The organism is Alistipes sp. DJF_B185, from assembly GCF_964250025.1.
Lineage (GTDB): Bacteria > Bacteroidota > Bacteroidia > Bacteroidales > Rikenellaceae > Alistipes > Alistipes finegoldii.
The window spans coordinates 44,189-68,627 of record NZ_CAXUDY010000015.1; the positions used below are offsets into that span (position 1 = coordinate 44,189).

The following is a 24,439-nucleotide window of genomic DNA, read 5'->3' on the forward strand; positions in this document are numbered from 1 at the left end:
GCTGTTCCGCCCTATGCCGCGTCGTCATCCTCAGTCTGCATCGGTCGCCGTCCCCGTTTGTGCCGTGTCGCCGCTCTCGCCTTGTGCCGTGCCGCTGTTCCGCCCTGTGCCGTGTCGTCATCCTCGGCCTGCATCGGTTGCCGTCCCCGTTTGTGCCGTGTCGCCGCTCCGATTTGCGTCGCATTGTAATCCGCTGTCTGCGTCGTGTCGCCGTTCCGGTTTGCGGATGGCGGCCGCCACCGCAGAATTCCGCGGACGGTCTGACGGGGATTCTGCCCCTGCTGCGGGTCTCTTGCGGCCTTTCCCTGCTTTGCGGCGATTCCGGTCGGGTCGCCCGTCCGCTTTTTTGTAGCTCTTAATTTTCAAATCTCATTCTATTTTCGTACCTTTGCAAGGTTATAGACACCTATTGAAGATTTATGGATAAACTGATCGAAACTATCGTAAGTGCGATTGAAGATAAAAAAGGTAAGGATATTGTATCGTTGGACCTCTCAGGTTTCGACGGAGCCATATGCTCCCGGTTCATCGTGTGCAACGCCGATTCCACGACGCAGGTATGCGCCATCGCCGCGAGCATCGAAGAGAAGGTGCTCGAAACGCTGGGCGAGAAGGTCTGGCGCATCGAAGGCCAGCAGAACGGCGTATGGGTCGCCATGGACTACGTGGACGTCGTGGTGCATATTTTCCAGACCGAACTGCGCAGTTTCTACAAACTCGAAGAGTTGTGGGCCGACGCACCCATGACCAAATACGAATACGAAGAGTAATTTTTTAGTATGGCACAACAACGCAAAAACAATAATAGGATGAATATGAACATGCCGAGGCCCTCGATGCTGTGGATCTACGGTCTGATCGGCGCGTTCATCATCGGCTGGTACGTATTCGGCGATGTCAACGACACGCCGCTGCCCAGCGACTGGACGACGGTCCGGGAGATGGTCGAAAAGGGCGACGTGGAGAAAATTCAGGTCGTGAACCGCGATCAGGCGCAGGTTTTTCTGAAGAAGGAGGCTGCCGAACAGTACCGCAGGGATACGGTGGACAAACGTTTCAAGCGGCTGCCCGAAACGGGCGTGCAGCTCACCTTTACGATCGGATCGGTCGATTCGTTCCGCGAAGATTTGAAGAACGCCGAGCAGCAGTCGGGACAGACCGTGCCGGTGGTCTATGAGAACAAAGCCAACGACTGGACCAACGTACTTATCAACCTGCTGCCGTGGGTGCTGATTATCGGCGTCTGGATTTTCATCATGCGCTCGATGTCGCGCGGCGCCGGAGGCGGTGCGGGCGGCGGCATCATGAACGTCGGTAAAGCCAAGGCGCAGGTCTTCGACAAGGACGCTTCCAAGCGTGTGACGTTCAAGGATGTGGCCGGACTGGAGGAAGCCAAGGTCGAGATCATGGAGATCGTCGATTTCCTCAAGAAGTCGGAAAAGTACAAGGAACTGGGCGCCAAGATTCCCAAGGGCGCCCTGCTGGTAGGCCCTCCGGGAACGGGCAAGACGCTGCTGGCCAAAGCCGTGGCCGGCGAAGCCAACGTGCCGTTCCTTTCGATTTCGGGTTCCGATTTCGTGGAGATGTTCGTGGGCGTGGGCGCATCGCGTGTCCGCGACCTGTTCGAGCAGGCCAAGCAGAAGGCTCCCTGCATCGTCTTCATCGACGAGATCGACGCCATTGGCCGCGCCCGCGGCAAGAACGCCGGATTTTCGGGCAACGACGAACGTGAAAATACGCTGAATCAGCTCCTCACGGAGATGGACGGCTTCCAGACCAATACGGGCGTTATCGTCCTCGCGGCGACCAACCGCGCCGACATTCTCGACAAGGCGCTGATGCGCGCCGGGCGTTTCGACCGTCAGATCGAGGTGGGGCTGCCCGACGTCAAGGAGCGCGAGGCGATTTTCAACGTCCATCTGCGTCCGCTGAAACTCGATCCGCAGCTCGACCGTGAGTTCTTGGCGCGCCAGACGCCCGGTTTTTCGGGCGCCGACATCGCCAACGTCTGCAACGAAGCGGCGCTGATCGCCGCGCGGCACAACAAGAAATTCGTGTCGAAGGAGGATTTCCTCGCGGCCATCGACCGCATCGTGGGAGGTCTCGAAAAACCCAATATGCCGATGACGGCCGCCGAGCGGCGCGCCACGGCGATTCACGAAGCGGGGCACGCTACCGTCATGTGGTCGCTTCCCCAATGCGATCCCGTGCTGAAGGTCACGGTGGTTCCGCGCGGGCGGAGTCTGGGCGCGACGTGGTATGTGCCCGACGAACGCCGCATCCACGTTACCAACGAAGCCCTGCAGGAACGGCTGGCCGGGTTGCTGGGCGGCCGGATCGCCGAGGAGGTCAACTACGGAACGCTGGGCGCAGGCGCGCTGAGCGATCTGGAGCGGGCGACCGAGACGGCCTATGCGATGGTGGCCTATTACGGCATGAGCAAGAAGATCGGCCCGATCAGTTATTACGACTCGTCGGGCACGCGCGATACGTTTACCAAGCCTTTCAGCGAGCAGACGGCCCGCGACATCGATACGGAGGTGCGCCGCATCATCGAAGAGGCGTATGCCAAGGCGCGTGGCATCATCGAACGGAAAAGCGAACAGATCAACCGGATGGCGGATCTGCTGCTGGAGAAGGAGACGATCTATGCCGAGGATATCGAACGCATACTCGGCCCGGCGGCGCAGGTGCCGCGGGAGGATGACGACCCGAAAAAGGGTGTCGTCGTCGCCGACGACGATGCCGCGTCCGGAACGGCGGCTGCGCCGCCGGACGCTCCGACAGCCGGGACCGGAACGACGCAGGAAGGCGATGCCGGAAGTGCGTCGGGAACGAAAACCGCCGCTTCGGGAGCCGCGAACGCCGAAAAATCCGAACTCAAGTAACCGACGAATCTAACCCGCTGATATATCTGATGAGTGAAAAAATGAAGAACCTCATGGTGCGTACACTGAGCGGCGCAGTCCTCGCAGTGGTGGTGCTGGGGGCCGTAATCTGGTCGCAGTGGAGTTTCGGCGCACTGTTGCTGGCGATGCTTGTCGCCGGCATGCTGGAATTTTACGGGCTGGCCGAAAAGCAGGGCAATGCCCCGCAAAAAATCGTGGGAATGGCGGCAGGCATCGTGCTTTTCGCGCTTAATTTCGCGTTCGTGTCGGACGACATCGAAATTCTGGGCGGCGCCAGTCAGGCTTTTGCCTGCGGAATGGCGTTTATGCTCCTGCTGATACCCGCGATGTTCATCTGCGAACTTTACCGCAAACAGCAGAATCCGGCTTCCGGAATCGGCACGACGCTGATGGGCGTCTGCTACATAGCATTGCCCCTTTCGCTGATGTGTTATATTCCGATCATCGGAAGCGAGGTGTGGACTCCGTGGGTGATGATTTTCTACATCTTCATCATCTGGGCCAACGACGTCTTCGCCTATCTGGTGGGAATGTCCGTCGGACGGCACCGCATGTTCGAGCGTCTTTCGCCCAAAAAGTCGTGGGAGGGATTCTTCGGCGGGCTGGCCGGCGCCGTGGCGATGGGCTATGTTGCCGCGCGGGTATTGGATGCCGATGTATGGGCGTGGCTCGGTCTGGCGCTGGTAGCGGCCGCAACGGGCGTGCTGGGCGATCTGGTGGAGTCGATGTTCAAACGCGCCGCGGGCGTCAAGGATTCGGGCAATCTGATCCCCGGACACGGCGGTGTGCTGGACCGCTTCGACGCCTTGCTGCTCTCGGCGCCGTTCGTCTTCGTCTATATGCTTTTTGTTATGTAACTGCAATCCTAAATTAAGTTATGAGAATAAATAAAGAAGGCTACAAAATTATCGGCATTTCCGGCGCCGTTTGCGTATTTTTGTGGTGGTTGATCTATCACCTGCTGGTCAGCGACGCGAATATTTCGCTGTTGTGGGTGAGCGCCGTGCTGTTGCTGCTGTTCTGGTTCTTTATCGTCGCGTTTTTCCGGGAACCCCGCCGCGTGCGCATCCACGATGCCGACCTCGCCTTTTCGCCCTGCGACGGCCGCGTCGTCGTGACCGAAGTCGTGAAGGAAAACGAGTATCTGAATGAGGAGATGCTCCAGATTTCGATCTTCATGTCCGTCACCAACGTCCATATGAACTGGGTTCCCGTGGGCGGTACCGTCGAATATTTCAAATACCATCCGGGCCGTTTTCTGGTGGCGTGGCATCCCAAGTCCTCGACCGAAAACGAACGCACCACGACCGTGGTGAAGATGGCTTCGGGACAGAAGGTTCTCTTCCGTCAGATCGCAGGCCTGATCGCGCGCCGTATCATCTCCTATATGAAAGTGGGTTCGCCTGTGGAGCAGAACAGCGTCTGCGGCTTCATCAAATTCGGGTCGCGCGTCGATGTGCTCGTTCCGAAGAACAGCGAACTGCTGGTCGAGATCGGCGATCCTGTGGTGGGTTCGCAGACTCCGATCGCACGCCTTCCGAAAGCTTAATTCATCCGATGTATGAGGGCGACACCCCAGACCTTCCTGCGGTTTATTGCGGGCGCGGCGGTTGCTGCGGCCGTCCTCTTTCTGGTCTGGTACTTCCGGTCGATCGTCGTCTATGTGCTGATCTCGGCCGTGCTGGCCGTCATGGGCAATCCGCTGGTCAAACGGCTCGCGGCATTGCATATCAAGGGCTGGAAAGTGCCCCGCTGGCTGGCGGCGCTGGCGACGCTGATCGTCATCTGGGTGGTGCTGGCGACATTGTGTTCGCTGTTCGTGCCGCTGGTCTTCAATAAGATCTACCAGTTGTCGAACGTCGATTTCGCCACCGTCGTGGCGAGCATCGAAGAACCGATAGCCCGCGCCCAAAGCTACCTGCACGAATTCTTCGCCATGCCCGAAAGCACCTTCTCGCTCTCGGAGGCCCTCGCGTCGGCGCTCAAGCAGGTGATCGACATCGAGTCGCTCAACACGGTCTTTGCGTCGATCGTCAATGTCGTGCTCTCCTCCGTGATCGCTATTTTCTCCATCACCTTCATCACCTTCTTCTTCCTGCGGGACGAGGGGCTTTTCTATGCTATGATTACGGCGATGTTCCCCGAACGTTATCACGAGAACATCACCCGTGCGCTCGACTCCGTAACCCTCTTGCTGGCGCGCTATTTTACGGGAATCCTCTCCGAAAGCCTGCTGTTGATGGTCGCCGTGTCGCTGACGATGATGGCCTTCGGGATGAAAGCCGCCGACGCGGCGTTCATCGGGCTGGTCATGGGCGTGATGAACGTGGTGCCCTATGCCGGGCCGCTTATCGGCGGCGTGGTTTCGGTCTTCGTGGGCATCGTGACCCCGATCGGGGGCATGACCGTGGGGCATACGGCCGTCGTCATCATCGGTTCGCTGCTGATCCTCAAGGGACTCGACGACTTCGTGCTGCAGCCGACGCTCTATTCGTCGCGCGTCAAGGCGCATCCGCTGGAGATCTTTCTCGTGATTCTGATCGCCGGGTCGCTGGCCGGAATCCTCGGCATGCTGCTGGCGATTCCCTCCTATACCGTACTGCGCGTCTTCGCCAAGGAGTTCTTCTCGCAGTTCAGTCTGGTGCGTAAACTGACCGAAAAAATCTGATGGAAAAGGTGATTATCGAGGGCGTTGTGGAACACGGACGCCGGCTCGGACGCGAGCTCGGATTTCCGACGGCGAACGTGGCCGTTCCCGATTCCGTCGCCGCGAAGGACGGCGTTTACCGTTCGCGCGCCGAGGTGGACGGAGCGGTTTACGACGCGATGTCGAACCTCGGCCGCAATCCTTCGGTCGGCGGGACGGCGCGGCGTCTCGAAACGCATGTTTTCGGGTTCAGCGGCGCATTGTACGGCCGTATGCTGCGCGTGGAACTGCTCGAAAAGATCCGCGACGAGCGGCGGTTCGATACGCTGGAGGAGCTGCGGGCGCAGATCGAAAAAGACAAGGAATATATTTTGAAATTAAAATAAACAGTTATGTATTTAGACTTGACAATGCCCTACAAGGTAGCCGACATGTCGCTGGCCGGGTGGGGACGCAAAGAGATCGAGATCGCCGAGCACGAAATGCCCGGACTGATGGCCGTGCGCCGCAAGTACGGCCCGCAGAAGCCGCTGAAAGGCGTGCGCGTCATGGGTTCGCTGCATATGACGATCCAGACCGCCGTGCTGATCGAGACCCTCGTGGAACTGGGCGCCGACGTGCGCTGGTGTTCGTGCAACATCTTCTCGACGCAGGACCATGCCGCCGCCGCGATTGCCGAGACGGGCGTTCCCGTTTTTGCATGGAAGGGCGAGACGCTGCCCGAATACTGGTGGTGTACGGCCATGGCGCTGTCGTTTCCGGGCGGCAAGGGCCCGCAGCTGATCGTGGACGACGGCGGCGATGCGACGCTTCTGATTCACAAGGGCTTCAAAGCCGAGGACGACGCTTCGACGCTCGATTACGCCCCCTCCTCCTACGAAGAGGAGGTGATTATCGACACGCTGAAGAAGGTGCTTGCCGAGGACAAGGATAAATGGCACCGCACGGTGGCCGAATGGAAGGGCGTCAGCGAGGAGACCACTACGGGCGTACATCGGCTCTACCAGATGCAGGAGGCGGGCGAACTGCTCGTTCCGGCCATCAACGTCAATGACTCCTGCACCAAGTCCAAGTTCGACAACCTCTACGGCTGCCGCGAGTCGCTGGCCGACGGTATCAAGCGTGCGACCGACGTGATGATCGCCGGCAAGGTGGTGGTCGTGTGCGGCTACGGCGACGTGGGCAAGGGCTGCGCCGCGTCGATGCGTTCGTACGGAGCGCGCGTTATCGTGACCGAGATCGATCCGATTTGCGCCCTGCAGGCGGCGATGGAGGGCTTCGAGGTGAAGACCGTCGAAAGCGCCCTCGACGAAGGCAATATTTTCGTGACCTGCACGGGCAACTGCGACATCATCACGCTGGAGCATATGGAGCGGATGCGCGATCAGGCGATCGTCTGCAACATCGGCCACTTCGACAACGAGATACAGATGGCGCGGCTCGAAAAATCGGGCGCCGTCAAGACCAATATCAAGCCGCAGGTCGATAAGTTCACCTTCCCCGACGGACATTCGATTTTCGTGCTGGCTGAAGGCCGTCTCGTGAACCTCGGCTGCGCGACGGGCCATCCCTCGTTCGTGATGTCGAACTCCTTCACGAACCAGTGTCTGGCGCAGATGGAACTTTGGCAGGAGAAGCTCGAAGTGGGCGTTTACCGCCTGCCCAAGCATCTCGACGAAGAGGTGGCGCGCCTGCATCTGGACAATCTGGGCGTGGAGCTGACCCGCCTGACCGAAAAACAGGCGGATTATATCGGCGTGAGTCCCGACGGTCCCTACAAGGCGGAGCATTACCGCTATTGAGACCGGCGGCATCCGGCATGGAAAAAGAGGATACCTTGTTGGGTATCCTCTTTTCGTTTTCAACCGTTCCGCAGATCAGCGGCGGCGGGGAAGGGCCTGCGGATGTGCGAGCCGGTTGGCTGCTGCGACGGCAGCCTTATATGCCGAAGGTGTCTGCTGGGGCGTTACGGCGGGTATCTCCGCGGGCAGGGTCACCGTGTAGCAGGCCGGGACGCCGGGAACCCCGTCGGCATCGTAGGCCATGTAGATCACTTCGAAGGTTTCGTTTGCCATCGAAACGTCCCAGAACGTGACGTCGTAGTAATAGAACCCGTCGGCGCTCACTTCCAGATCCATGCTGCTTTTCCAGCCGGAGTAGTAGCCGTCGTAGTCTTCGCCGTAGGCGTTTGCGAGCGACGAGAAATACTGGCGCCAGTAGGAAGTCTCCTTTTTGGCGAAATCGCCCTTGTAGTAGCCGTCCTCGTAGCGGAATGCGCGGGCGCCGGCGGTCGGTTCGAAACGGTACACCGTTGCAAAGCAGTTTTCGGGGGCACCTTCGAGTTCGGAGGAGTTGACCACCACGTGCTGGATGCGCAGCGCGGCCTCGCTCTGGCCCTGATCGCCCGACGACGAGCGTGCCGGAGTCTTGAGTTTCGCCCAGTTGAGCTTGCCGAAATTGCCGTCGGCATCGACGCCGACTACCGCGAGGATGTACTCGGTGGAGTATCCCCAAGACGATTCGGTCAGCGTGTTGTTGGAAATGGGTTTTTGGGCGCTCAGATACCCGATCATGTCCTCTTCGGTGTTGGGCTCGAAGTCGGGATCGTCCGGGTCGTCGTCGAAGTAGCTGCCGTATACGCACGTGGCGTAATAGGCGACGGTCTTGTCGTTGGGGGTAAACGTCGCCGTGATGCGGCAGTAATAGCTGGTGCGTTCTTCGTAGTTGACTTCGAACGTCACCCACGGACCGGAGAGATATTCCGGTTCGCCGGTCGTTACCGGGCATTCGCACCACTCCGAGTCGAGCGTCTTTTCGCCGTCGCCCAGCGCCTTGATGCGGAAAGTGTAGGCTGTCGATGCTTTCAGTTCGGTGAAAGCAGCCGAGAGCGCATCGGTGTTGGTTTCGGGAACGATCACCGTGATTGCGCCGTGGGTGTTCTTATGCAGCAGGGTGTAGGTGTAGGATACGGCTCCTTCGACCGCTTCCCATGAGATTGCAAAGGAGTCGGAGGTGATGTCCGATGCGGTGGGGGCCGGCGGCATCACGGCTTCCGGTTCCGGAACGGTCGGATCATCGTCGGAGCAGGAAACCCCCCCCCTGCCAATATGAAAAGCAGCAGATACGGTAATAATTTTTTCATAACGTGTGGGATAAAAGAGTTGAAGATTTTTGATGAGTTTAAAAAATTGCGAAACGAATTTACAGGTTTTCTCCGAAAATTCCAATACCCGTTCGCCCTCCGCGGAAGGGCTCCGAAAACGGATTGTAACCGTAATATTCGGTTTGTTTTATAATTTTTTTCTTTTCCTGCGGCTGAAATTTGCAGGCTTTTTTCGAACCGGGGCCTGAAAATTACGAATCGTAATTTTATTTTTTTTCGAATATTTTTTCCGGCCCGGTGCGGATTGGAAGCGGGACGTACGCACTGCCGCTATCTGTCTGCCGGGCGGAATTATCCGGAAACTTCATCCGTCAGCCGTGCGCAGATGCTCCTTTTTCGGGCAGTTTTTTCGGACGGCTGTTAAATATTGTCCCTTCTGTTTTCCCGATTGATTGGTTTTTGTCATGAAAATACCTATCTTTGAACAGGTTTACCGATTCTGCAAGTTATTTCTATCCGTATATAATTATTGTCGGCTGTCGCTTGATGCGGCGCCGTCATGTATCCGACCCTACTTTTGTTTAACTTAAATAAATTGCTATGAGATTTTTTACGATGCGGAGACTGGCCGCCTGCATGGGCGCACTGCTCCTTGTTTCCCCCCCCCTGCTGACGGGTTGCGACGACTATGACGACTCGGAACTGTGGCAGAATGTGAACGACCTGAAGAGCCGGATCGAGGCTCTCGAAACCAAGATCGGCCAGATGAACACCGAGATTGCGGCCCTCCAGAAAATCGTGGACGATGCGGTGACCGTCGTCAAGGTCGAAAAGGGCGCCGACGGCTATGTCATCTATTTTTCGGACAACACGACGGCCGAGATCAAGAACGGCACGGCCGGAGCCGATGCACCCGTTATCGGCGTCAAGCAGGATACGGACGAGGTCTACTATTGGACGATCACGACCGACGGCAAAACCGAGTGGCTGATGGCCGGCGGCGCGAAACTGCGCGTGACGGGCGAAAGCGTCAAACCCGTGATGTCGGTCGATGACGAGGGCTACTGGACGATCAGCTACGACGGCGGCAAGACCTCCGAGCGGATTCTCGATGCCGCGGGCGATCCCGTTTCCGCCGTGACCGAGGGCAGCAGCATCGGTTCGCTGTTCAAGAGCATCAATTACGACGACAACAATGTCTATTTCGAACTGAGCGACGGTTCGATCGTGACGGTGCCCGTGCGCAGCAATTTCTACATGCTGATCCGCAAGGCGCCCGAAGTCGCGACTTTCGTTTTCGGCGAGACCAAGGTCTGGGACGTCGAGTCCGCCGGGGTGACGAAAACCCTTGTTTCGAAGCCCGACGAGTGGAAGGTGACCTATGCCGACGGCAAGCTGACGGTCACGGCCCCGACCGAAGCGCATAAGGAGTGCGCCGATCTGCGGGGTACGGTGGGCATCACCTACTTCAGCGCCAACGGTCAGGCCGACGCCGTGATGATGGACGTGGTGGCCGACGCCGACTACAGAGGCGAGACCGTGGGTGAAGATTTCACGGTCAATATCACGGAGATCACCGACAAGATCGTTACGATGGCCGTTACCCCGAAGAATACCGAGACATATTGGTATGTAGGATATGGTACGAAAGAGGAGATCGACGCTAAAGGGACTGATTATCTGGTCAAAGCCCCTAACGGTTACCTTTCGATGCTGGGATTCTATGCCACCATGGGCTGGCTCGACAATTATGCCAGCAAGGGGATGAAATCGGACCTTTCGTTAAGTATCGGGTTGCAACCCGCTACGGAATATTATGCCGTGATATTTGGCTTTGAAGCCAATGCCGCCACTTCCAGCAGCACCCTTACCACAGGTGTGATGACGGTTCCTTTCAAGACTCAGGAGCCGGTCGTAATCAATACCGTTTACCGCATCGACGTCTCCGACGTGTCGTGGTACGGCGCCAAGTACGTCTGCGTTCCGTCGGACGATCTGGGGTACCTCCACGGTTTTATCCGCAAGTCGGAATTCGACACTTATGACGATGACGCCGCCTTTATGACGTCGCGTATCGAGATTTACAAGAAGGCCTACAAAGACGAACTGGAGAGCGGCGCGCTGACATGGGCCGATCTGACCTTCACCGAAACGCAGACTGTCGTGGCTCCGGCCTATATCGAAGAGGCAGGCGCTACGCGCATGGGACTGGTCGATGATACGGAGTACTATGTCTATGCCTTCTCCTGCACCGACGGCAATGCCACCTCGCCGTTGTCGAAGGCAGCCTTCAAGACCGGAAAATTCACCCCTTCCGAGGAGTGTACGTTCGAAATCACCACCACGGTCGAGCGTCAGGACGTAACGGTGAACGTCGTGCCGTCGAACAGGAACGTCACTTATTATTTCAGCGTCACCAGAGCCGCGCAGCAGGAGCAGTTCGACGCCGACCTGCAGTTTGCCGTGGACGACCTGATCTGGACCAAGATATGGGCCGAGTCGCAGCAGATCACGCTTTCCAGCCTGCTTTCGAAGGGTGAGGACAGCAACAAGTGGACCGACCTCTGGGCCGCGACGGCTTATATCGTTTGCGCCTACGGCGTTTCGGAGGACGGGGCGATCACGACGCGTCCGACCCTCGCCCGCTTCGTGACGAAGGGGACGATTGACCAGACGAGCGTGAAAAACGCCGCCGCGAGCGCCATGGGCGGCAAGGTCTTCCGCCGTTAGCCGTTCCGGACATACTGAAAACGGGAACGCCGCAGGAGATTTCCTGCGGCGTTCTTCGTTTCTGCGGATTCCGGCGCGTCAATAGCCGAAAATCTCCTCCTGCGATACGGTCTGAATGGGACCGAGGGTTTTCAGGTAGTTGAGATCGAGGTCCTGAATGTCGCCCAGAATGCCGTAGACGTATTTGCGGCCTTTGACCCACTTCTGCTGGGCGGCTTTCACGTCGTCGAGCGTCATGGACTGGACCTTCTCGAAAATCTGCTTGTCGCGGGGGGCGTCGAGGCCCAGATCGCGGGCGCGGAGATAGCTCCACAATACGCCGTCTTTGACCGTGCGCTCGGTGCGCAGGCGGGAGACGAGCGCCTCCTTGGCGATGCCGAACGCCTTCTCCGATTCGGGCATGTTGTTGATGATGTCGTCGAACGCTTCGACGGCTTTTTGCATCTTGTCGTTCTGCGTGGCGATGAAGGCGTAGTAGCTGTAATCGCCGTTGGCGTTGCTCGGCGTAGCGAGGGTGGCCCATGCCGAGTATGCCAGACCGCGCGCTTCGCGCATCTCTTGGAAGACGATGGTGTTCATGCCGCCGCCGAAATATTCGTTGTAGAGCGTGATTTCGGGATCGGCCGCCACGTCGAATTTCTCGCCGCGGTTCGAGAACTGCAGGTAGTAGAGCTGCTTGGCGTCGTACTGAGCCAGTACGACCTTGTTCGCGTCGGTGGGCAGCAGGGCGCTGAACTTCTTCTCCAGCGGCTGCAGGTCGGCGGCGACCTTGTGGTGTTCAGCCAGCGCACTCTTGATTTCGGTCTCTTTCTGCGGGCCGTAGTAGAGCACTTCGTGTTGTTTGCCCATCAGACCGCCGATTTTGGCGAGCAGCTGCTCCGAGGTCAGCGCCTGCAGCGCCGGGTCGGTAAGGGTCGTGCGGCGGATGAAGTCGCCGCCGTAGAACAGATAGCGCTGGAGTGCGCCGAAACAGCGGCTCTGATTGAGCTTCGCATCCGCACGGCTCTTGAGCATGTCGCCTTTGAGGTTCTCCAGAATCGCTTCGTCGGGCTTGGCGCCGGCGATCAGCCCTTCGACGATCTCCATGGCTTTACCCATGTTTTCGCTCAGTCCGGTGATCTGGATAGAACTCTGGTTGGCCCCGGCGTTCATGTAGAACGAGCAGGCGATGTCGTACATCTCCGATGCGATCTCTTCGGCGGTCATCTTGTCGGTCCCCAGATAGCTCAGGTAGTTGAATGCCAGATTGAGCGCCGGATCGTTCTCCGTACCGGTGTTGAAGACGTAGATCAGCGTGAAGATATCGTTGGTCTCGTTCTTCTTGTAGAGAACGTCGATGCCGGGCTGCGCCTCGAACTGCGACATGTCCTTCTTGTAATCGACGAATACGGGTTCGATCGGCTGCACCTGCGAGGTCTGTATCTCGGAGAGGAATTCGCTCTGTGAGTCGCGGTTGGTCACGATCGGGGTGATCTTCGGGGCGGCGATTTTCTGCTCGTCGGGGTCTTTGCCCTCGCGTTTGTAGATGATGGCGTAACTTTCGGGACCGAGGTATTTGTTGGCCCACTCCACGACGTCCTGCTTGGTGATCTTCGACATGCGGTCGATCCGTGCGACTTCGTCGGCCCAGTCCGCGCCGCTGATGAACGAATAGACATAGAGTATCGCGCGGCTGTCGTTCTCCTCGAACGAGCGCATCAGCTGCATTTTGTAGTTGTTGATGGTCGCTTCGATGAGTTTTTCATCGAAGTCCCCCTCCCGCAGTTTTGCCACCTCCTCCAGAAGCAGGTCGCGGACTTCGTCGAGCGACTGTCCCGTCTTGGGGCGTCCGGCCACGAGGAACGAACTGTAATCGGGCTGCGTCGAGGCGTAGCCGTAGGCCGAGAGCACCTTCTGCTGCTGGTTCAGGTCGAGGTCGATCAGTCCGGCTTGTCCGTTGTAGAGGATCGAACCTACGATGTCGCTGATGTCGGTCGATTTGTCGTTCGCGCCCGGCAGACGCCAGCCCAGCATGACGTTGGCCGCTTCGAGTCCGTAAACCTCCTTCACCACGGGAGTCGTGATCGGCTTTTCGGGTTCGAACTGCAGTTCGGGCAGGTTGGGATTGGGCTGCATGTCGCCGAAGTACTTTTCGATCGTGGCCACCATTTCGTCGGGTTCGAAATCGCCCGAAACGCATACGGCCATGTTGTTGGGCACGTAGTAGGTCTTGTGGTAGTTTCGGACGTTGGTGATCGACGGATTTTTCAGATGTTCCTGCGTACCCAGCACGGTCTGCGTGCCGTAGGGGTGGTTGGGGAACAGCGCGGCGTCCATCGCTTCCCAGACTTTGCGGCTGTCCTGCGTCAGGGACATGTTCTTCTCCTCGTAAATGGTCTCCAGCTCGGTATGGAAGCCGCGGATCACGGGATTCTTGAAACGGTCGGCTTGGATTTTGGCCCAGTTGTCGATCTGGTTCGAGGGAATGTCCTCGACGTAGACCGTCATGTCCTGCGACGTGAAGGCGTTGGTGCCGTTGGCGCCGATGGCCGACATCAGCTTGTCGTACTCGTTGGGAATGGCGATTTTCGAAGCTTCGTAGCTGATCGAGTCTATGCGGCGGTAGATGGCCGCGCGCTCGGCCTCGTCGGCGGTCTTGCGGTAAACCTCGAAGAGATTTTCGATCTCGTCGAGCATCGGTTTCTCCGCGGCGTAGTCCGAAGTGCCGAACTGCTGCGTGCCTTTGAACATCAGGTGTTCGAAGTAGTGCGCCAGACCCGTGGTCTCCGCGGGGTCGTTCTTGCCGCCGACCTTCACGGCGATATAGGTCTGGATGCGGGGCGCCTCCTTGTTTACGCTCATGTAGACTTTCAGTCCGTTGTCGAGCGTGTAGATGCGGGTGTTCAACGGATCGCCCGCCACCGTTTCGTACTTGTACTTGGAACAAGCCGCGGCCAGCATCGCTGCGATGACTACCGCAAATAGTAGAAACTTTCTCATTATCGATAGGGTTAGAAAAGAGTTGCGAACCAGTCCCGGACGGCGGGGTAGGTGTCGGCCGTCACATGGACGAACATGCCGATCGCCGCCGCGAGTTTGATGCCCGTGCCGACGACGAACGAGAGGAACGAGCCTATGCCGACCAGAAACGCCTTGCCCGCGTCGCGGCGGTCGTTGAGCAGCTCGCCGAGCACGGCGCCGAAGAAGGGGCCGAGGATGATGCCGACGGGCGGAAAGAAGAAGAATCCGGCGAAGACGCCGACCGTGGCGCCGATGGCGCCCGAACGGGAGCCTCCGAAGCGGCGGGTCATCCACGCCGGCAGGAAATAGTCGGCGACGCTGACCGCCACGGTAATGGCCAGCCATAGCCAGATGGCCGCCGGCGACATGCTCGAATAGGAGGTGAAGTAGGCGCAGAGAAGTCCTGCGTAACTGAGTACTACGCCGGGCAGGGCGGGGACGATACAGCCGACGATGCCGACGATCGAGAGCAGAAATGCTGCGACGGAGAGTGCTATGTCCATAATATTCAGCAGTGGAAAAATATCCGTTATTTAACAAAGGTAAGCATTTATAGCAAAAAATCTCCCTGAAACGGGAGATTTTACATTACTTATGACGGTTTACCGCCTTGCAGGACGGTGAAGCCGTTATTTCACGAGCCGGTTCGTCGCCGTGTCGGGGAATACGATCCACGGCTTGAACTGTTTGGCGTCTTCGAAATCCATCAGCGCATAGGAGGCGATGATGATGACGTCGCCGACCTGCACCTTCCGGGCCGCGGCGCCGTTGAGGCAGATGCAGCCGCTTCCGCGTTCTCCCTTGATGACGTAGGTCTCGAAACGCTCTCCGTTGTCGATGTCCATAATCTGGACCTTTTCGCCCTCGATGATGTTGGCCGCCTCCAAAAGCGCCTCGTCGATGGTGATGCTGCCCACGTAATGCAGATCGGCCTGCGTGACCGTTACGCGGTGGATCTTGGATTTGATGACTTCAATCTGGAATTTCATTATCGGATACGGATGTTGTCGATTAAACGAATGTCTCCCGCTTGCACGGCGATACAGCCCTGAATATGCTCGGCGTCGCTCCATGCGGCGACCTCCTGCATCGTCCGCGCATCGACGGACTGGTAGTAGATGACCTTCAGCAGCGGATTGCGCTCCACCTCGGCCGTGACCCATGCCTTCAGCGCTTCGGGCGTCAGTTCCTGCGACTTTTCGGCGGCGGCGCGCAGGGCGGCGTAGATCTGCGGGGCTGCGGCGCGGTGCTCCGCGTCGAGCAGCGTGTTGCGCGACGAGAGGGCCAGCCCGTCTTCGCCGCGGACGATCTCGCATTCGACGATCTCGACCGGAAGCGACAACTGGTCCACCATCGCCTTGACGACGGCGATCTGCTGGAAATCTTTTTCCCCGAAGTAGGCGCGCGCCGGGCGTACGATGTCGAACAGCCGGCTGACGACCTGCGCCACGCCGTTGAAGTGACCGGGGCGTGTGGCGCCCTCCATCACCTTGTCGATCTGTCCGAAGTCGAACTGACGGCCGTCCGGTTCCGGGTATATCTCCTCGACCGAAGGCATCAGCACGAAATCCGCGCCGGCCCGCTCCAGCAGACGCGCGTCGGCCTCCGGAGTGCGGGGATAATGTCTCAGGTCGTTTTTGTCGTTGAATTGGGTGGGATTGACGAAGACGCTCACCACGACGGTGGCGTTCTCCCGGCGGGCGCGCTCGACCAGCGAGCGGTGTCCCGCATGCAGGGCGCCCATCGTCGGGACGAACCCGATTCCGGACTGCTCCGCAGTCTCCAGCTCCGCGCGGAGCTCTTTGACGCTTGTGAATATTTTCATCTCTTCTGAAACGAACTTGCGGGGCAAAGGTATGAATTCCCGCAAACATAACGAAGAAAAAACGGAAAAAAAGCGCCGGACACTCCGGCGGCGGCCTTTCCCCGGCCGAAAACGCTTCTGCGGGGCGTTTTGCCGCTTTCGGTCGGGCTGCTGCCGCGCTGCGGACAAGCCGTTCGTGCGAAAAGATGTGGAATTCGTTGAATATATTTCGGGGAATGGCAAAAAGCGACTATATTTACAGATATTTAGACCCAAGCGGGAATGCCCGTCGCCCGCATCTGCCGATGCGGGAGTCCGGGGGCCTCTGTTTCCGCAATACACTGATAACCGCTCTCTCCGGGGCCGGAGACGATTTTTAATTGACTATGAAGAAAATCTTACTGTGTCTGCTTGCCCTTGCGGCCGGTCTGACCGCTTTCGGACAGAACGAAAGCTCGTTCGGCGTTCGTGCCGGTCTCAACGTGGCGAATCTCCATCTCAGCGCAGGGGGCCTGAGCGCGTCGCTGGACTCGCGCGCCTCCTATCATGTGGGCTTTGCCTATCAGCAGCCCGTGCTGCGGGTGCTTCCCCTCTATTTCGAAACGGGACTTTACCTCTCCGGACGCGGGGCGTCGGTGACGGCGGGCGATCTGGATTTAGACGTGGAAGGAAAGGCCAAATTCAACATGCTGTACCTGCAGGTTCCGGCTATGGTGAGCTGGCACTTCAATATTAAAAGCGTCTCGATCCAGCCAGCCGCCGGCGTCTATTACGGTTTCGGCATCCACGGCAAGCTCAAGGGCGACGCCGCGAAAGTCGATCTGTTCAAGGAGATTTCAGTGCCCGTCGAGGACGGCTCCGTCGAAGGCCAAATGTTCAAGCGTTCCGATTTCGGACTGCGCTTCGGCGTAGGGGTTACCGTCATGAAGCATTACTATGCGGGCGTCGGCTACGATCTCGGCCTGCTCAATATCTCCAAGGATTCGGGCGAGGGTAAGATAAAGAACGGCAGCTTCTTCATTTCGCTGGGTTACAACTTTTAACCCCGCTGCCTGAATGAACGGTGCGCATGTCCTTCGGGATGTGCGCATCTTTCGTATTGTTTTGTCCGTTTTTTGCTATCTTTGCCGAAGCGAAACCCCGGCTTGGACGGACGGTGTCCCGGCAGGGCCGGTTTGCGGCTCTGCATTCGGCTTGCGCTGTCCTTGCACGGCAGGCGCTTTCCGGCGGAATCCGGTTCCGGCCGTTTGCCGGGAGCGTGCCGTTTTTGGCGAGAAATTCCAAACCCGAACGATATGAAAAATTTATTGACGTTTGCATCTATGACTGTTACCGCTCTCGCACTGACCTCGTGCGGCGGGGCTTCCCGAAGCGAAACCCCGTGGATCGTCGACCGTTTCGACGACATCAAGGTCATCCGTTACGAAGTCCCCGGCTTCGAGCAGCTTCCGCTGGAGGAGAAGGAGCTGATCTATTATCTGGCCGAAGCGACCAAATGCGGCCGCGACATCCTGTTCGACCAGAATTTCAAATACAACCTCGCCGTGCGCCGCACGCTCGAAACGGTGTATGAGAATTACGAGGGCGACCGCACGACGGCCGAGTGGAAGGCGTTGGAGAAATACCTGAAAAAGGTCTGGTTCGCCAACGGCATCCATCACCACTATTCGAACGACAAGTTCGTGCCCGAATTCACCGAAGGTTACCTGCTCGACGTGATCGAGACCATTCCCGAAGAGAAGTTCGGCGAGCTGAACCCGCTGCGCGGCGAGGTCTGCAAAGCCATTTTCGACGCTTCGCTCTACAAGACGCGCCTGAACCAGACCGCCGGCGAGGACCTGATCGCCACTTCGTCGAACAACTATTACGAGGGTGTGACGCAGGCCGAAGTCGAGAAGTTCTACGCCGACATGGCGGACCCCCACGATCCCGAACCGATCTCCTACGGCCTGAATTCCAAGCTGGTCAAAGAGGACGGGGTGGTCAGGGAGCGCGTCTGGAAGATAGGCGGCATGTATTCGCCCGCCATCGAGAAGATCGTCTACTGGCTCGAAAAGGCGCAGGCCGTGGCGGCCGAGCCGCAGAAGAGCAATATCGCCGCGCTCATCAGCTATTACAAGACGGGCGATTTGCGCGAATTCGACCGCTATAACATCGGCTGGGTGAAGGATACCGTGTCGAATGTCGATTTCGTGAACGGCTTTATCGAGGATTACGGCGATCCGCTGGGACGCAAGGCGTCGTGGGAAGGCATCGTCGATTTCATGGACAAGGAGGCCTGCCACCGCACCGAGGTCATTTCGGAGAACGCGCAGTGGTTCGAGGACCATTCGCCCGTCGATCCCCGTTACCGCAAGGAGAAGGTGAAGGGCGTTTCGGCCAAGGTCATTACGGTGGCGATGCTCGGCGGCGACTGCTATCCCGCCACGCCGATCGGCATCAACCTGCCCAACGCCGACTGGATCCGCAAGGAATACGGCTCTAAGTCGGTGACCATCGACAACATCACCTATGCCTACGATATGGCCGCCCACGGCAACGGCTTCAACGAGGAGTTCGTGCTGCGTGCCGACGACCGTGCGGTGATGGACAAGTACGGCAAGCTGGCCGACGACCTGCACACCGACCTGCACGAGTGTCTGGGCCACGGTTCGGGCCAGCTGGCTCCGGGCGTCAAGGGCGGCGAGCTGAAAAGCTACAGCTCGACGCTCGAAGAGACGCGCGCCGACCTGTTCGGTCTCTACTATCTGGGCGATCCCAAAATGGTCGAGCTGGGGCTGGTGCCCTCGTTCGACGTGGCGAAGGCCGGGTATGCGAAATATATCCTGAACGGCATGATGACCCAGCTGGCGCGCATCGAGCCGGGCAAGAACGTCGAGGAGTCGCACATGCGCAACCGCAAACTGATCTGCGAGTGGTGCTACGAGCGCGGCAAGGCCGACAACGTGATCGAAATGGTCAGGGAGAACGGCAAGACCTACGTCGTGGTCAATGACTACGAGAAGCTGCGCGGACTGTTCGGCGACATGCTCCGCGAGATACAGCGCATCAAGTCCGAAGGCGACTACGAGGCGGGCCGGGCGCTTGTCGAGCGGTATGCCGTACAGGTCGATCCCGAACTGCACAAGGAGGTGCGCGACCGCTATTATGCGCTCAGCATCGAGCCTTACGGCGGTTTCGTGAATCCCGAATTCGAACTCGTGGAGAAGGACGGCAAAATCGTGGACGTCAAGATCAGCTATCCGGCCGACTACGTGAAACAGATGCTCGGTTATTCGAAGAATTATTCGTTCCTGCCCAATATCAACTGACGGTAGTCTCCGTTACGAAAAGATGCGCTCCTGCGAGGGGCGCATCTTTTGTTTTTCAGTGTGTCGTCATCATTGGTTCCGGGTCTCGTCGCCGCCGTCGATGGCGAATGTCGAAACGATCACCATTTTCTCGTCCACGTTGTTGGGGTTCGAGACGATGATGCCGTATTCGCCTTCGGGCTGCTCCCCGAACGTCAGGCGGTAGGAGCTTTCCCCGTATTTCTCGGCCGAGAAGGGGAGGTATTCCATGGTGTTGGATTGGACAGCGAAGGACCCGACGGCCGAAATCACCGCTGAACGGTTCTTCTTCGTGCTTTTCATCCGGAAGATGCGCACGATCGACATCGGGTCGGCTTTGTTGTCCTTGGCGCGGACGATGAGGGCGAACGGCTCTCCTGTTTTGAACCGTATTCCGGCCCTGCCGCCTTCGATTACTATTTTTGTCTTGGATTTGCTGGCTGCGAATCCGGCAATGTATACGCCGCCGCCGGTTCGCATCTGAACGTTGTGTTTTTCGAGTTTTGCGGACGATCCGTCGGAATATATTCCGACGACCTCACCCTCGAAATCGGGTTCGAGGGTTTGTGCCGTTACGGCGTTACCCCCCCCCACGTCATGGCCGCAACGGCCATCAGGAATAGGATTTTTTTCATTGTTATATAAATTTGGATTGTACCGCGCAAAATGCACGGCAGACAAAAATAATAATTTTCCGCAAACTGCACAACAGCCTTTCCCGCTTTTTGACCCCGCCGTATACGCCGCGAGACGCACCCGTGGGATGCGTCTCGCACTTTTCCGGTCTTTCGGATTTACTCCTCGACCTCTTCGAACTGGTCTTTGCCTACGCCGCAGACGGGGCAGACCCAATCGTCGGGAATATCCTCGAACGACGTTCCGGGGGCGATGCCGCCGTCGGGATCGCCGACTGCGGGATCGTAAATCCATTCGCATACGATGCAACGGTACTTTTTCATCTTCTCTGTCTTTTTAAGTGAATAAAAAATGTGTTGATTTCGGTATAATGCAGTTAATTGCGTATTCTCTCCTTTTCGGGCCGTTTTTTGTCCGGTCGGGCATTCCGTCGCTTCCGCAAATCGGATGCCGTCTTATGTCGCCTGCGTTTCTCAGGTTGTCTGCGTCTCCTTTGCGGTCTGCGCTTCCTCCCGTTCCTCCTCCTCTTCTTCCGCGGCCTCTTCGGTCAGCCGGTTGCCGCCCGGCGGCATGAGTTCGGCGACCAGACAATCCGCGTCGGAGCACGACACGTAGAGCCGCTCCTCGTATATGTCGGTGATCTCCACGAAGTTCTTCCACTCCGAAGCGTACAGACGTACGCGTTCGAACCGGCGCAGGTCCAGAAAATGGCCGTAGTAACCGAAGAATCCGCAGCCGCCGAAGAGCGGAAAGAACCATTTCATCCGCTTGGGATCGACGCGGCGTACCGAGGCGATTTCCCCGCGCTTTATCTCGGTGATGTCCAGCAGACAGCGCACCTCGACCTTTTCGTCCGTAACCACGATGTAGCGGGGAATCGACAGCGACATCAGGGCGATGAGCGCCACGATGAACGACGTGAACCACGCCGAGAGATAACCTCCCTCGTAGAGGTGGTACAGCAGTCCGCCCAGCAGTCCGAAGACCACCAGATAGATCAGCGTCCAATAGATCGTGCGGCGGCTGAAGCGGTATTTATATATTTTCTCCATCCGTTTCGTGCGTTTCTTCGCGGTCAGCCAGCAATGCTTCGGCAATGACCGTATCTTCGGGAGTCGTGATCTTCAGGTTCGCCCGTTCGCCTTCGCAGAGAAATACAGCTTCCCCGGACAGTTCGACTACCGAAGCGTCGTCGGTGAATTCGGGCCGGTATTCCGTTTCGTAGGCGCGGCGCAGCAGCTCGGCGCGGAATACCTGCGGCGTCTGGACGATGCGCAGGCGGCGGCGGTCGATGATCTGCGAAGCCGCGCCGTCCGTTTCGCGGAACGAATCCACAGGCTCGACGACCGGAATCGCCGTGCCGTGTTCCGCAGCGGCCGCGACCGTGCGCCGGATCAGCTCCTGCGACCCCAGCGGCCGCACGCCGTCCTGTACGGCGATCAGCTCCGGATCGCGTTTCAGGGCCGCCAATCCGTTTTTCACCGAGTGGAACCGCTCCCGGCCCCCTTCGGCGACCGTGTGCGGCGCCACTTCGAAACGCGCCGACAGATTGTGCCAGAAGCCTGTGTGTTCGGCGGGCAGTACGACGACGATTTCCGCTCCGGGAAGCGCCGCGGCGAAGTTGTTGATCGTGCGCGCCAGTATGGGCATGCCCCCCAGCAGCATGAACTGCTTGGGACGCGCCCCTCCCATGCGGCTTCCGCCGCCGCCCGCTACGATGATGACTCCAGTTTGTCGTTCCATATCAGTTTCTTTCCAAAACCGAGCGTATTGTCGGTCAGTTTCATATAATCGGGCCTTATCGCCCAGAGCGTCAGCTCGGCCAGCGCCGCGTAGGGAAACCGTTTGAGGTATGCCCGTCTGGCCGTTTCGTCGGCCCGCGCTGCCGTGCCGCACAGCTGCAATCCCTGCACCCGGCCCACGATTTTCGTTTCGAGGACCACCGATGCCGCGATACGCGGATTGCGCTCCATTTCCTGCGCATGGCGCGTTGCGGGGTCCGATGTGAATACGAGCAGGTTTCGCTCCTTGTCGTAACAGTAGAACGCATTCGAGCAGTAGGGGATCCCTTCCGCGACGGTGGCCAGCGTCAGTACATGGTGCCGCCGGAGAAAACGCACGAAACGTTCGTTTATTGCTTCGCCGCAGCCGCTCGTTTTTGCCGTCCCGGATTCCGCGCTTCCGGGTGTTTCCGCAACCGGAGAGCTCTTTTCCACAGCCGAGGCGCTTCCTTCCGCAACGGCAGCGTTCTCTTCCGCCGCCGGAGTGTTCCCCTTTGTAGTCGGGGCGCTCCCTTCTGCAGCCGCAGCGTCCCCCTTTGTAGCCGGGGAGTTGCTTTCCGCAGCCGGGACGCTCCCTTTCTCAGTCGGGGCTTCTTCCGTTTTCATTTCCTGAGCCTTGTGTTCCGTCCCCGGTTTTTCCGTGTCCCGCCTCTCCGCTGCTTTTGTTGCGACTGCCGGCTGCACCTTTTTCCCGTCCGTTTCCGCTGCCGCCATATGCGTTATTTCGCTGCCGTGGTTTCGCCTGCCGGGGCGGAAGCCGCCGGAGCCTGCGGAATTACGAGCGAATCCAGCTGCGTGATGCGCTCTTCGTCCTTCACCTCGCCGTTCAGCTCGGCCGCGATGCGGTCGCGTACGAATTCGAACGTCGCCCGGTTCTCTTTTGCGATCGGCTCGGCGGGTTCCTGCGGAACTTTCAGCGGGTCGATCGGCGTGCCGTTTTTCCAGATGCGGTAGTCGAGATGCGGTCCCGTCGAAGCGCCCGTCGATCCGACATAGCCGATCAGCTGGCCCTGCGATACGCGCGAACCCTTCGAAATGCCTTTGGCGTAGCCGCTCAGGTGCAGGTAACCCGTCATCAGGTTGCCCGCATGCTTGATCTTGAGCGTGTTGCCGCCTCCGCCGCCCCAGCCTTTGAAGGTGACCACGCCGTCGGCGACGGCATGCACGGGCGTGCCTTTCGGTGCGGCGTAATCGACGCCCGTATGCGGGCGGTATACCTTGTAGATCGGATGTTTGCGGGCGTAGGTGAATTTCGAGCTGATGCGCGAATATTTCAGCGGCGCCTTGAGCATCTGCTTGCGCAGGCTTGCGCCGTCATACTCCCAGTAACGGATTTTGCCGCCCTGCCGGAACGGAATGGCGTAGTACTCCTTGCCGCCCTGACAGAATTTCGCGCCCCAGATGCGGCCGATGCCGACCGAGACGCTGTCGTCGATGAACCGCTCGTCGTAGATGACCGTGAAGTTGTCGCCTTTCTGGATGCCGAAGAAGTCCACCGTCCACTGGTAAATGTCCTCCATTTCGGCGGCCAGCGCATAGGGCAGCTCCTGCTCCATGATAGCGCCCCAGAGCGACGAGTTGATCGTGGCGCTCTTCTTGGTGCGGCGCACGGTAAACTGTTTTTCGCCCGTGCGGACGCTCACCGAGTCGTCGTGGAATCCGAAGACCACGTATTCGGCGACGTTGCGTTCGTAAACCAGATAATCCAAGTGCGGGGCATAGAGCGAATCCTCGTGGATGAAGGCCGTGTACTTGTGTCCCGCGCGGATGTTGCGCAGCGGGAAAATATCCTTCGAAGCCTTGTCGAGCCGGTCGATCGTCAGCGCCGAAACGCCGAATCCGTTCAGGATTTTGCCTAGCGTTTCGCCGCTTCCCACCTCGCCGGTCTCGGTGCGGTAATTGTCGGCGTTGATGCCGTATACGATATTGTGCTGCTCGGCGGCTTCCTCCCCGGCCGTCTCCTGCTGCTGCGTTCTGCTGCACGCCCCCGCCGCAACCAGCAGCAGGACGCATATGGGTAATCTGAGACTTTTCATAATCGAAACAAAGATAATAAGAACTCGCAAAAAAACGGCAAAATTTGGATAAATAAAGTAAGTGTTTGGTATTGAGGAGAGTTAAGCCAAATTCTTCTATACCTTTCCAAATCGCTAAAATGCAGGATAATGAAAGGTTAAGAGAAAGATTTGCTACTTATCCGTTGCCTTTTTTAGCCCCGGATAATCCGGCAAAATAACGCTTGACCACCTGCGGTTTTACCGTTCACCATGCAAAGAACCCTATATTTTGCCCGTAAAGATAACCGTTTTTTTCCGTTTTTCATGGAAATACAGGTTATGTTACCGGCATCCGGGGTTTTATTCTTTGTTCCGCTATAATTTTCATAACTGTAAATAACTCTATATCAAGTAATTTTGCAACATAAAAAATAGAGTTATGAAACAGACGGATGTAACGGTTACGTTCTACCTCAAAAAGAGCGAAATGAATGACGAGGGAC

21 protein-coding genes are annotated in these 24,439 nt (G+C 58.2%); 10 read left to right on the forward strand and 11 right to left on the reverse strand.

The window, feature by feature from the left end:
- Positions 1–419 precede the first annotated feature (419 nt).
- Genes rsfS through ahcY form a run of 7 tightly spaced genes read left to right on the forward strand, consistent with a single transcriptional unit; the run spans position 420 to position 7,358 of the window.
- Positions 420–770, forward strand: a complete 351-nt coding sequence (gene rsfS, locus ACESTR_RS13700) for a ribosome silencing factor (protein ID WP_009598690.1) — start codon at positions 420–422, stop codon at positions 768–770.
- Positions 771–809: 39 nt separating this feature from the next.
- Entirely contained in the window at positions 810–2,888 is a 2,079-nt protein-coding gene (ftsH, locus tag ACESTR_RS13705; RefSeq protein WP_217729840.1) for an ATP-dependent zinc metalloprotease FtsH, read from the forward strand.
- 53 nt (positions 2,889–2,941) lie between these two features.
- Positions 2,942–3,766, forward strand: coding sequence for a phosphatidate cytidylyltransferase (locus ACESTR_RS13710; protein WP_373179372.1), 825 nt, complete (start codon positions 2,942–2,944; stop codon positions 3,764–3,766).
- A 20-nt stretch (positions 3,767–3,786) separates the two neighbouring features.
- Positions 3,787–4,458, forward strand: a complete 672-nt coding sequence (locus ACESTR_RS13715; protein ID WP_009598707.1) for a phosphatidylserine decarboxylase family protein — start codon at positions 3,787–3,789, stop codon at positions 4,456–4,458.
- A gap of 12 nt (positions 4,459–4,470) precedes the next feature.
- Positions 4,471–5,577 carry an AI-2E family transporter gene (locus ACESTR_RS13720; protein WP_009598703.1) on the forward strand — a complete coding sequence of 369 codons (1,107 nt, stop codon included), beginning with the start codon at positions 4,471–4,473 and terminating at the stop codon, positions 5,575–5,577.
- Complete coding sequence (locus ACESTR_RS13725; RefSeq protein ID WP_278713690.1) at positions 5,577–5,942, forward strand: riboflavin kinase; 366 nt, start codon at positions 5,577–5,579, stop codon at positions 5,940–5,942. The genes ACESTR_RS13720 and ACESTR_RS13725 overlap by 1 nt, the downstream gene beginning before the upstream one ends.
- A gap of 6 nt (positions 5,943–5,948) precedes the next feature.
- Entirely contained in the window at positions 5,949–7,358 is a 1,410-nt protein-coding gene (gene ahcY, locus ACESTR_RS13730) for an adenosylhomocysteinase (protein WP_288488939.1), read from the forward strand.
- A 75-nt stretch (positions 7,359–7,433) separates the two neighbouring features.
- On the opposite strand, the gene ACESTR_RS13735 is transcribed toward ahcY, so the two are convergent.
- Complete coding sequence (locus ACESTR_RS13735) at positions 7,434–8,600, reverse strand: fibronectin type III domain-containing protein (RefSeq protein WP_373179376.1); 1,167 nt, start codon at positions 8,598–8,600, stop codon at positions 7,434–7,436.
- A 659-nt stretch (positions 8,601–9,259) separates the two neighbouring features.
- Between ACESTR_RS13735 and ACESTR_RS13740 the strand changes: the two genes are divergently transcribed.
- On the forward strand, positions 9,260–11,389 hold the full coding sequence (locus tag ACESTR_RS13740) for a PL29 family lyase N-terminal domain-containing protein (protein WP_373179373.1): 2,130 nt from the start codon (positions 9,260–9,262) through the stop codon (positions 11,387–11,389).
- A 78-nt stretch (positions 11,390–11,467) separates the two neighbouring features.
- Here the strand turns inward: ACESTR_RS13740 and ACESTR_RS13745 are convergent, their stop codons facing one another.
- The 4 genes from ACESTR_RS13745 to panC all read right to left on the reverse strand — a co-directional run bounded on the left by ACESTR_RS13745 (position 11,468) and on the right by panC (position 16,214).
- Positions 11,468–14,368: a M16 family metallopeptidase gene (locus tag ACESTR_RS13745; RefSeq protein WP_227042762.1), complete on the reverse strand. Its 2,901-nt coding sequence runs from the start codon at positions 14,366–14,368 to the stop codon at positions 11,468–11,470.
- A gap of 11 nt (positions 14,369–14,379) precedes the next feature.
- Positions 14,380–14,892, reverse strand: coding sequence for a DUF456 domain-containing protein (locus ACESTR_RS13750; RefSeq protein WP_009598367.1), 513 nt, complete (start codon positions 14,890–14,892; stop codon positions 14,380–14,382).
- A 126-nt stretch (positions 14,893–15,018) separates the two neighbouring features.
- Complete coding sequence (gene panD / locus ACESTR_RS13755) at positions 15,019–15,378, reverse strand: aspartate 1-decarboxylase (RefSeq protein ID WP_009598363.1); 360 nt, start codon at positions 15,376–15,378, stop codon at positions 15,019–15,021.
- On the reverse strand, positions 15,378–16,214 hold the full coding sequence (panC, locus tag ACESTR_RS13760) for a pantoate--beta-alanine ligase (protein WP_227042761.1): 837 nt from the start codon (positions 16,212–16,214) through the stop codon (positions 15,378–15,380). The genes panD and panC overlap by 1 nt, the downstream gene beginning before the upstream one ends.
- Positions 16,215–16,579: 365 nt before the next feature.
- Here panC and ACESTR_RS13765 point away from each other — a divergent pair, with 365 nt between their 5' ends.
- Both ACESTR_RS13765 and ACESTR_RS13770 read left to right on the forward strand, forming a co-directional pair.
- A complete protein-coding gene (locus ACESTR_RS13765) occupies positions 16,580–17,236 on the forward strand; it encodes an outer membrane beta-barrel protein (protein WP_288488931.1) in 657 nt (218 codons plus the stop codon).
- A 252-nt stretch (positions 17,237–17,488) separates the two neighbouring features.
- Positions 17,489–19,504 carry a dipeptidyl-peptidase 3 family protein gene (locus tag ACESTR_RS13770; RefSeq protein ID WP_410518376.1) on the forward strand — a complete coding sequence of 672 codons (2,016 nt, stop codon included), beginning with the start codon at positions 17,489–17,491 and terminating at the stop codon, positions 19,502–19,504.
- 69 nt (positions 19,505–19,573) lie between these two features.
- Here the strand turns inward: ACESTR_RS13770 and ACESTR_RS13775 are convergent, their stop codons facing one another.
- The 6 genes from ACESTR_RS13775 to ACESTR_RS13800 all read right to left on the reverse strand — a co-directional run bounded on the left by ACESTR_RS13775 (position 19,574) and on the right by ACESTR_RS13800 (position 23,975).
- Positions 19,574–20,002, reverse strand: a complete 429-nt coding sequence (locus tag ACESTR_RS13775) for a hypothetical protein (RefSeq protein ID WP_237959060.1) — start codon at positions 20,000–20,002, stop codon at positions 19,574–19,576.
- A 314-nt stretch (positions 20,003–20,316) separates the two neighbouring features.
- Positions 20,317–20,481 (reverse strand): rubredoxin, encoded by a 165-nt coding sequence (gene rd, locus ACESTR_RS13780; protein WP_009598359.1) that lies wholly within the window; start codon positions 20,479–20,481, stop codon positions 20,317–20,319.
- Between the two features lie 150 nt (positions 20,482–20,631).
- Positions 20,632–21,210, reverse strand: a complete 579-nt coding sequence (locus ACESTR_RS13785; protein WP_195290165.1) for a PH domain-containing protein — start codon at positions 21,208–21,210, stop codon at positions 20,632–20,634.
- Positions 21,194–21,901, reverse strand: coding sequence for a 2-C-methyl-D-erythritol 4-phosphate cytidylyltransferase (locus ACESTR_RS13790; RefSeq protein WP_009598370.1), 708 nt, complete (start codon positions 21,899–21,901; stop codon positions 21,194–21,196). Before ACESTR_RS13790 ends, ACESTR_RS13785 begins: the two co-directional genes overlap by 17 nt.
- Positions 21,871–22,278: a pyridoxamine 5'-phosphate oxidase family protein gene (locus ACESTR_RS13795; protein WP_373179375.1), complete on the reverse strand. Its 408-nt coding sequence runs from the start codon at positions 22,276–22,278 to the stop codon at positions 21,871–21,873. The genes ACESTR_RS13790 and ACESTR_RS13795 overlap by 31 nt, the downstream gene beginning before the upstream one ends.
- A 380-nt stretch (positions 22,279–22,658) precedes the next feature.
- Positions 22,659–23,975: a M23 family metallopeptidase gene (locus ACESTR_RS13800; protein WP_217729850.1), complete on the reverse strand. Its 1,317-nt coding sequence runs from the start codon at positions 23,973–23,975 to the stop codon at positions 22,659–22,661.
- Positions 23,976–24,439: the final 464 nt, after the last annotated feature.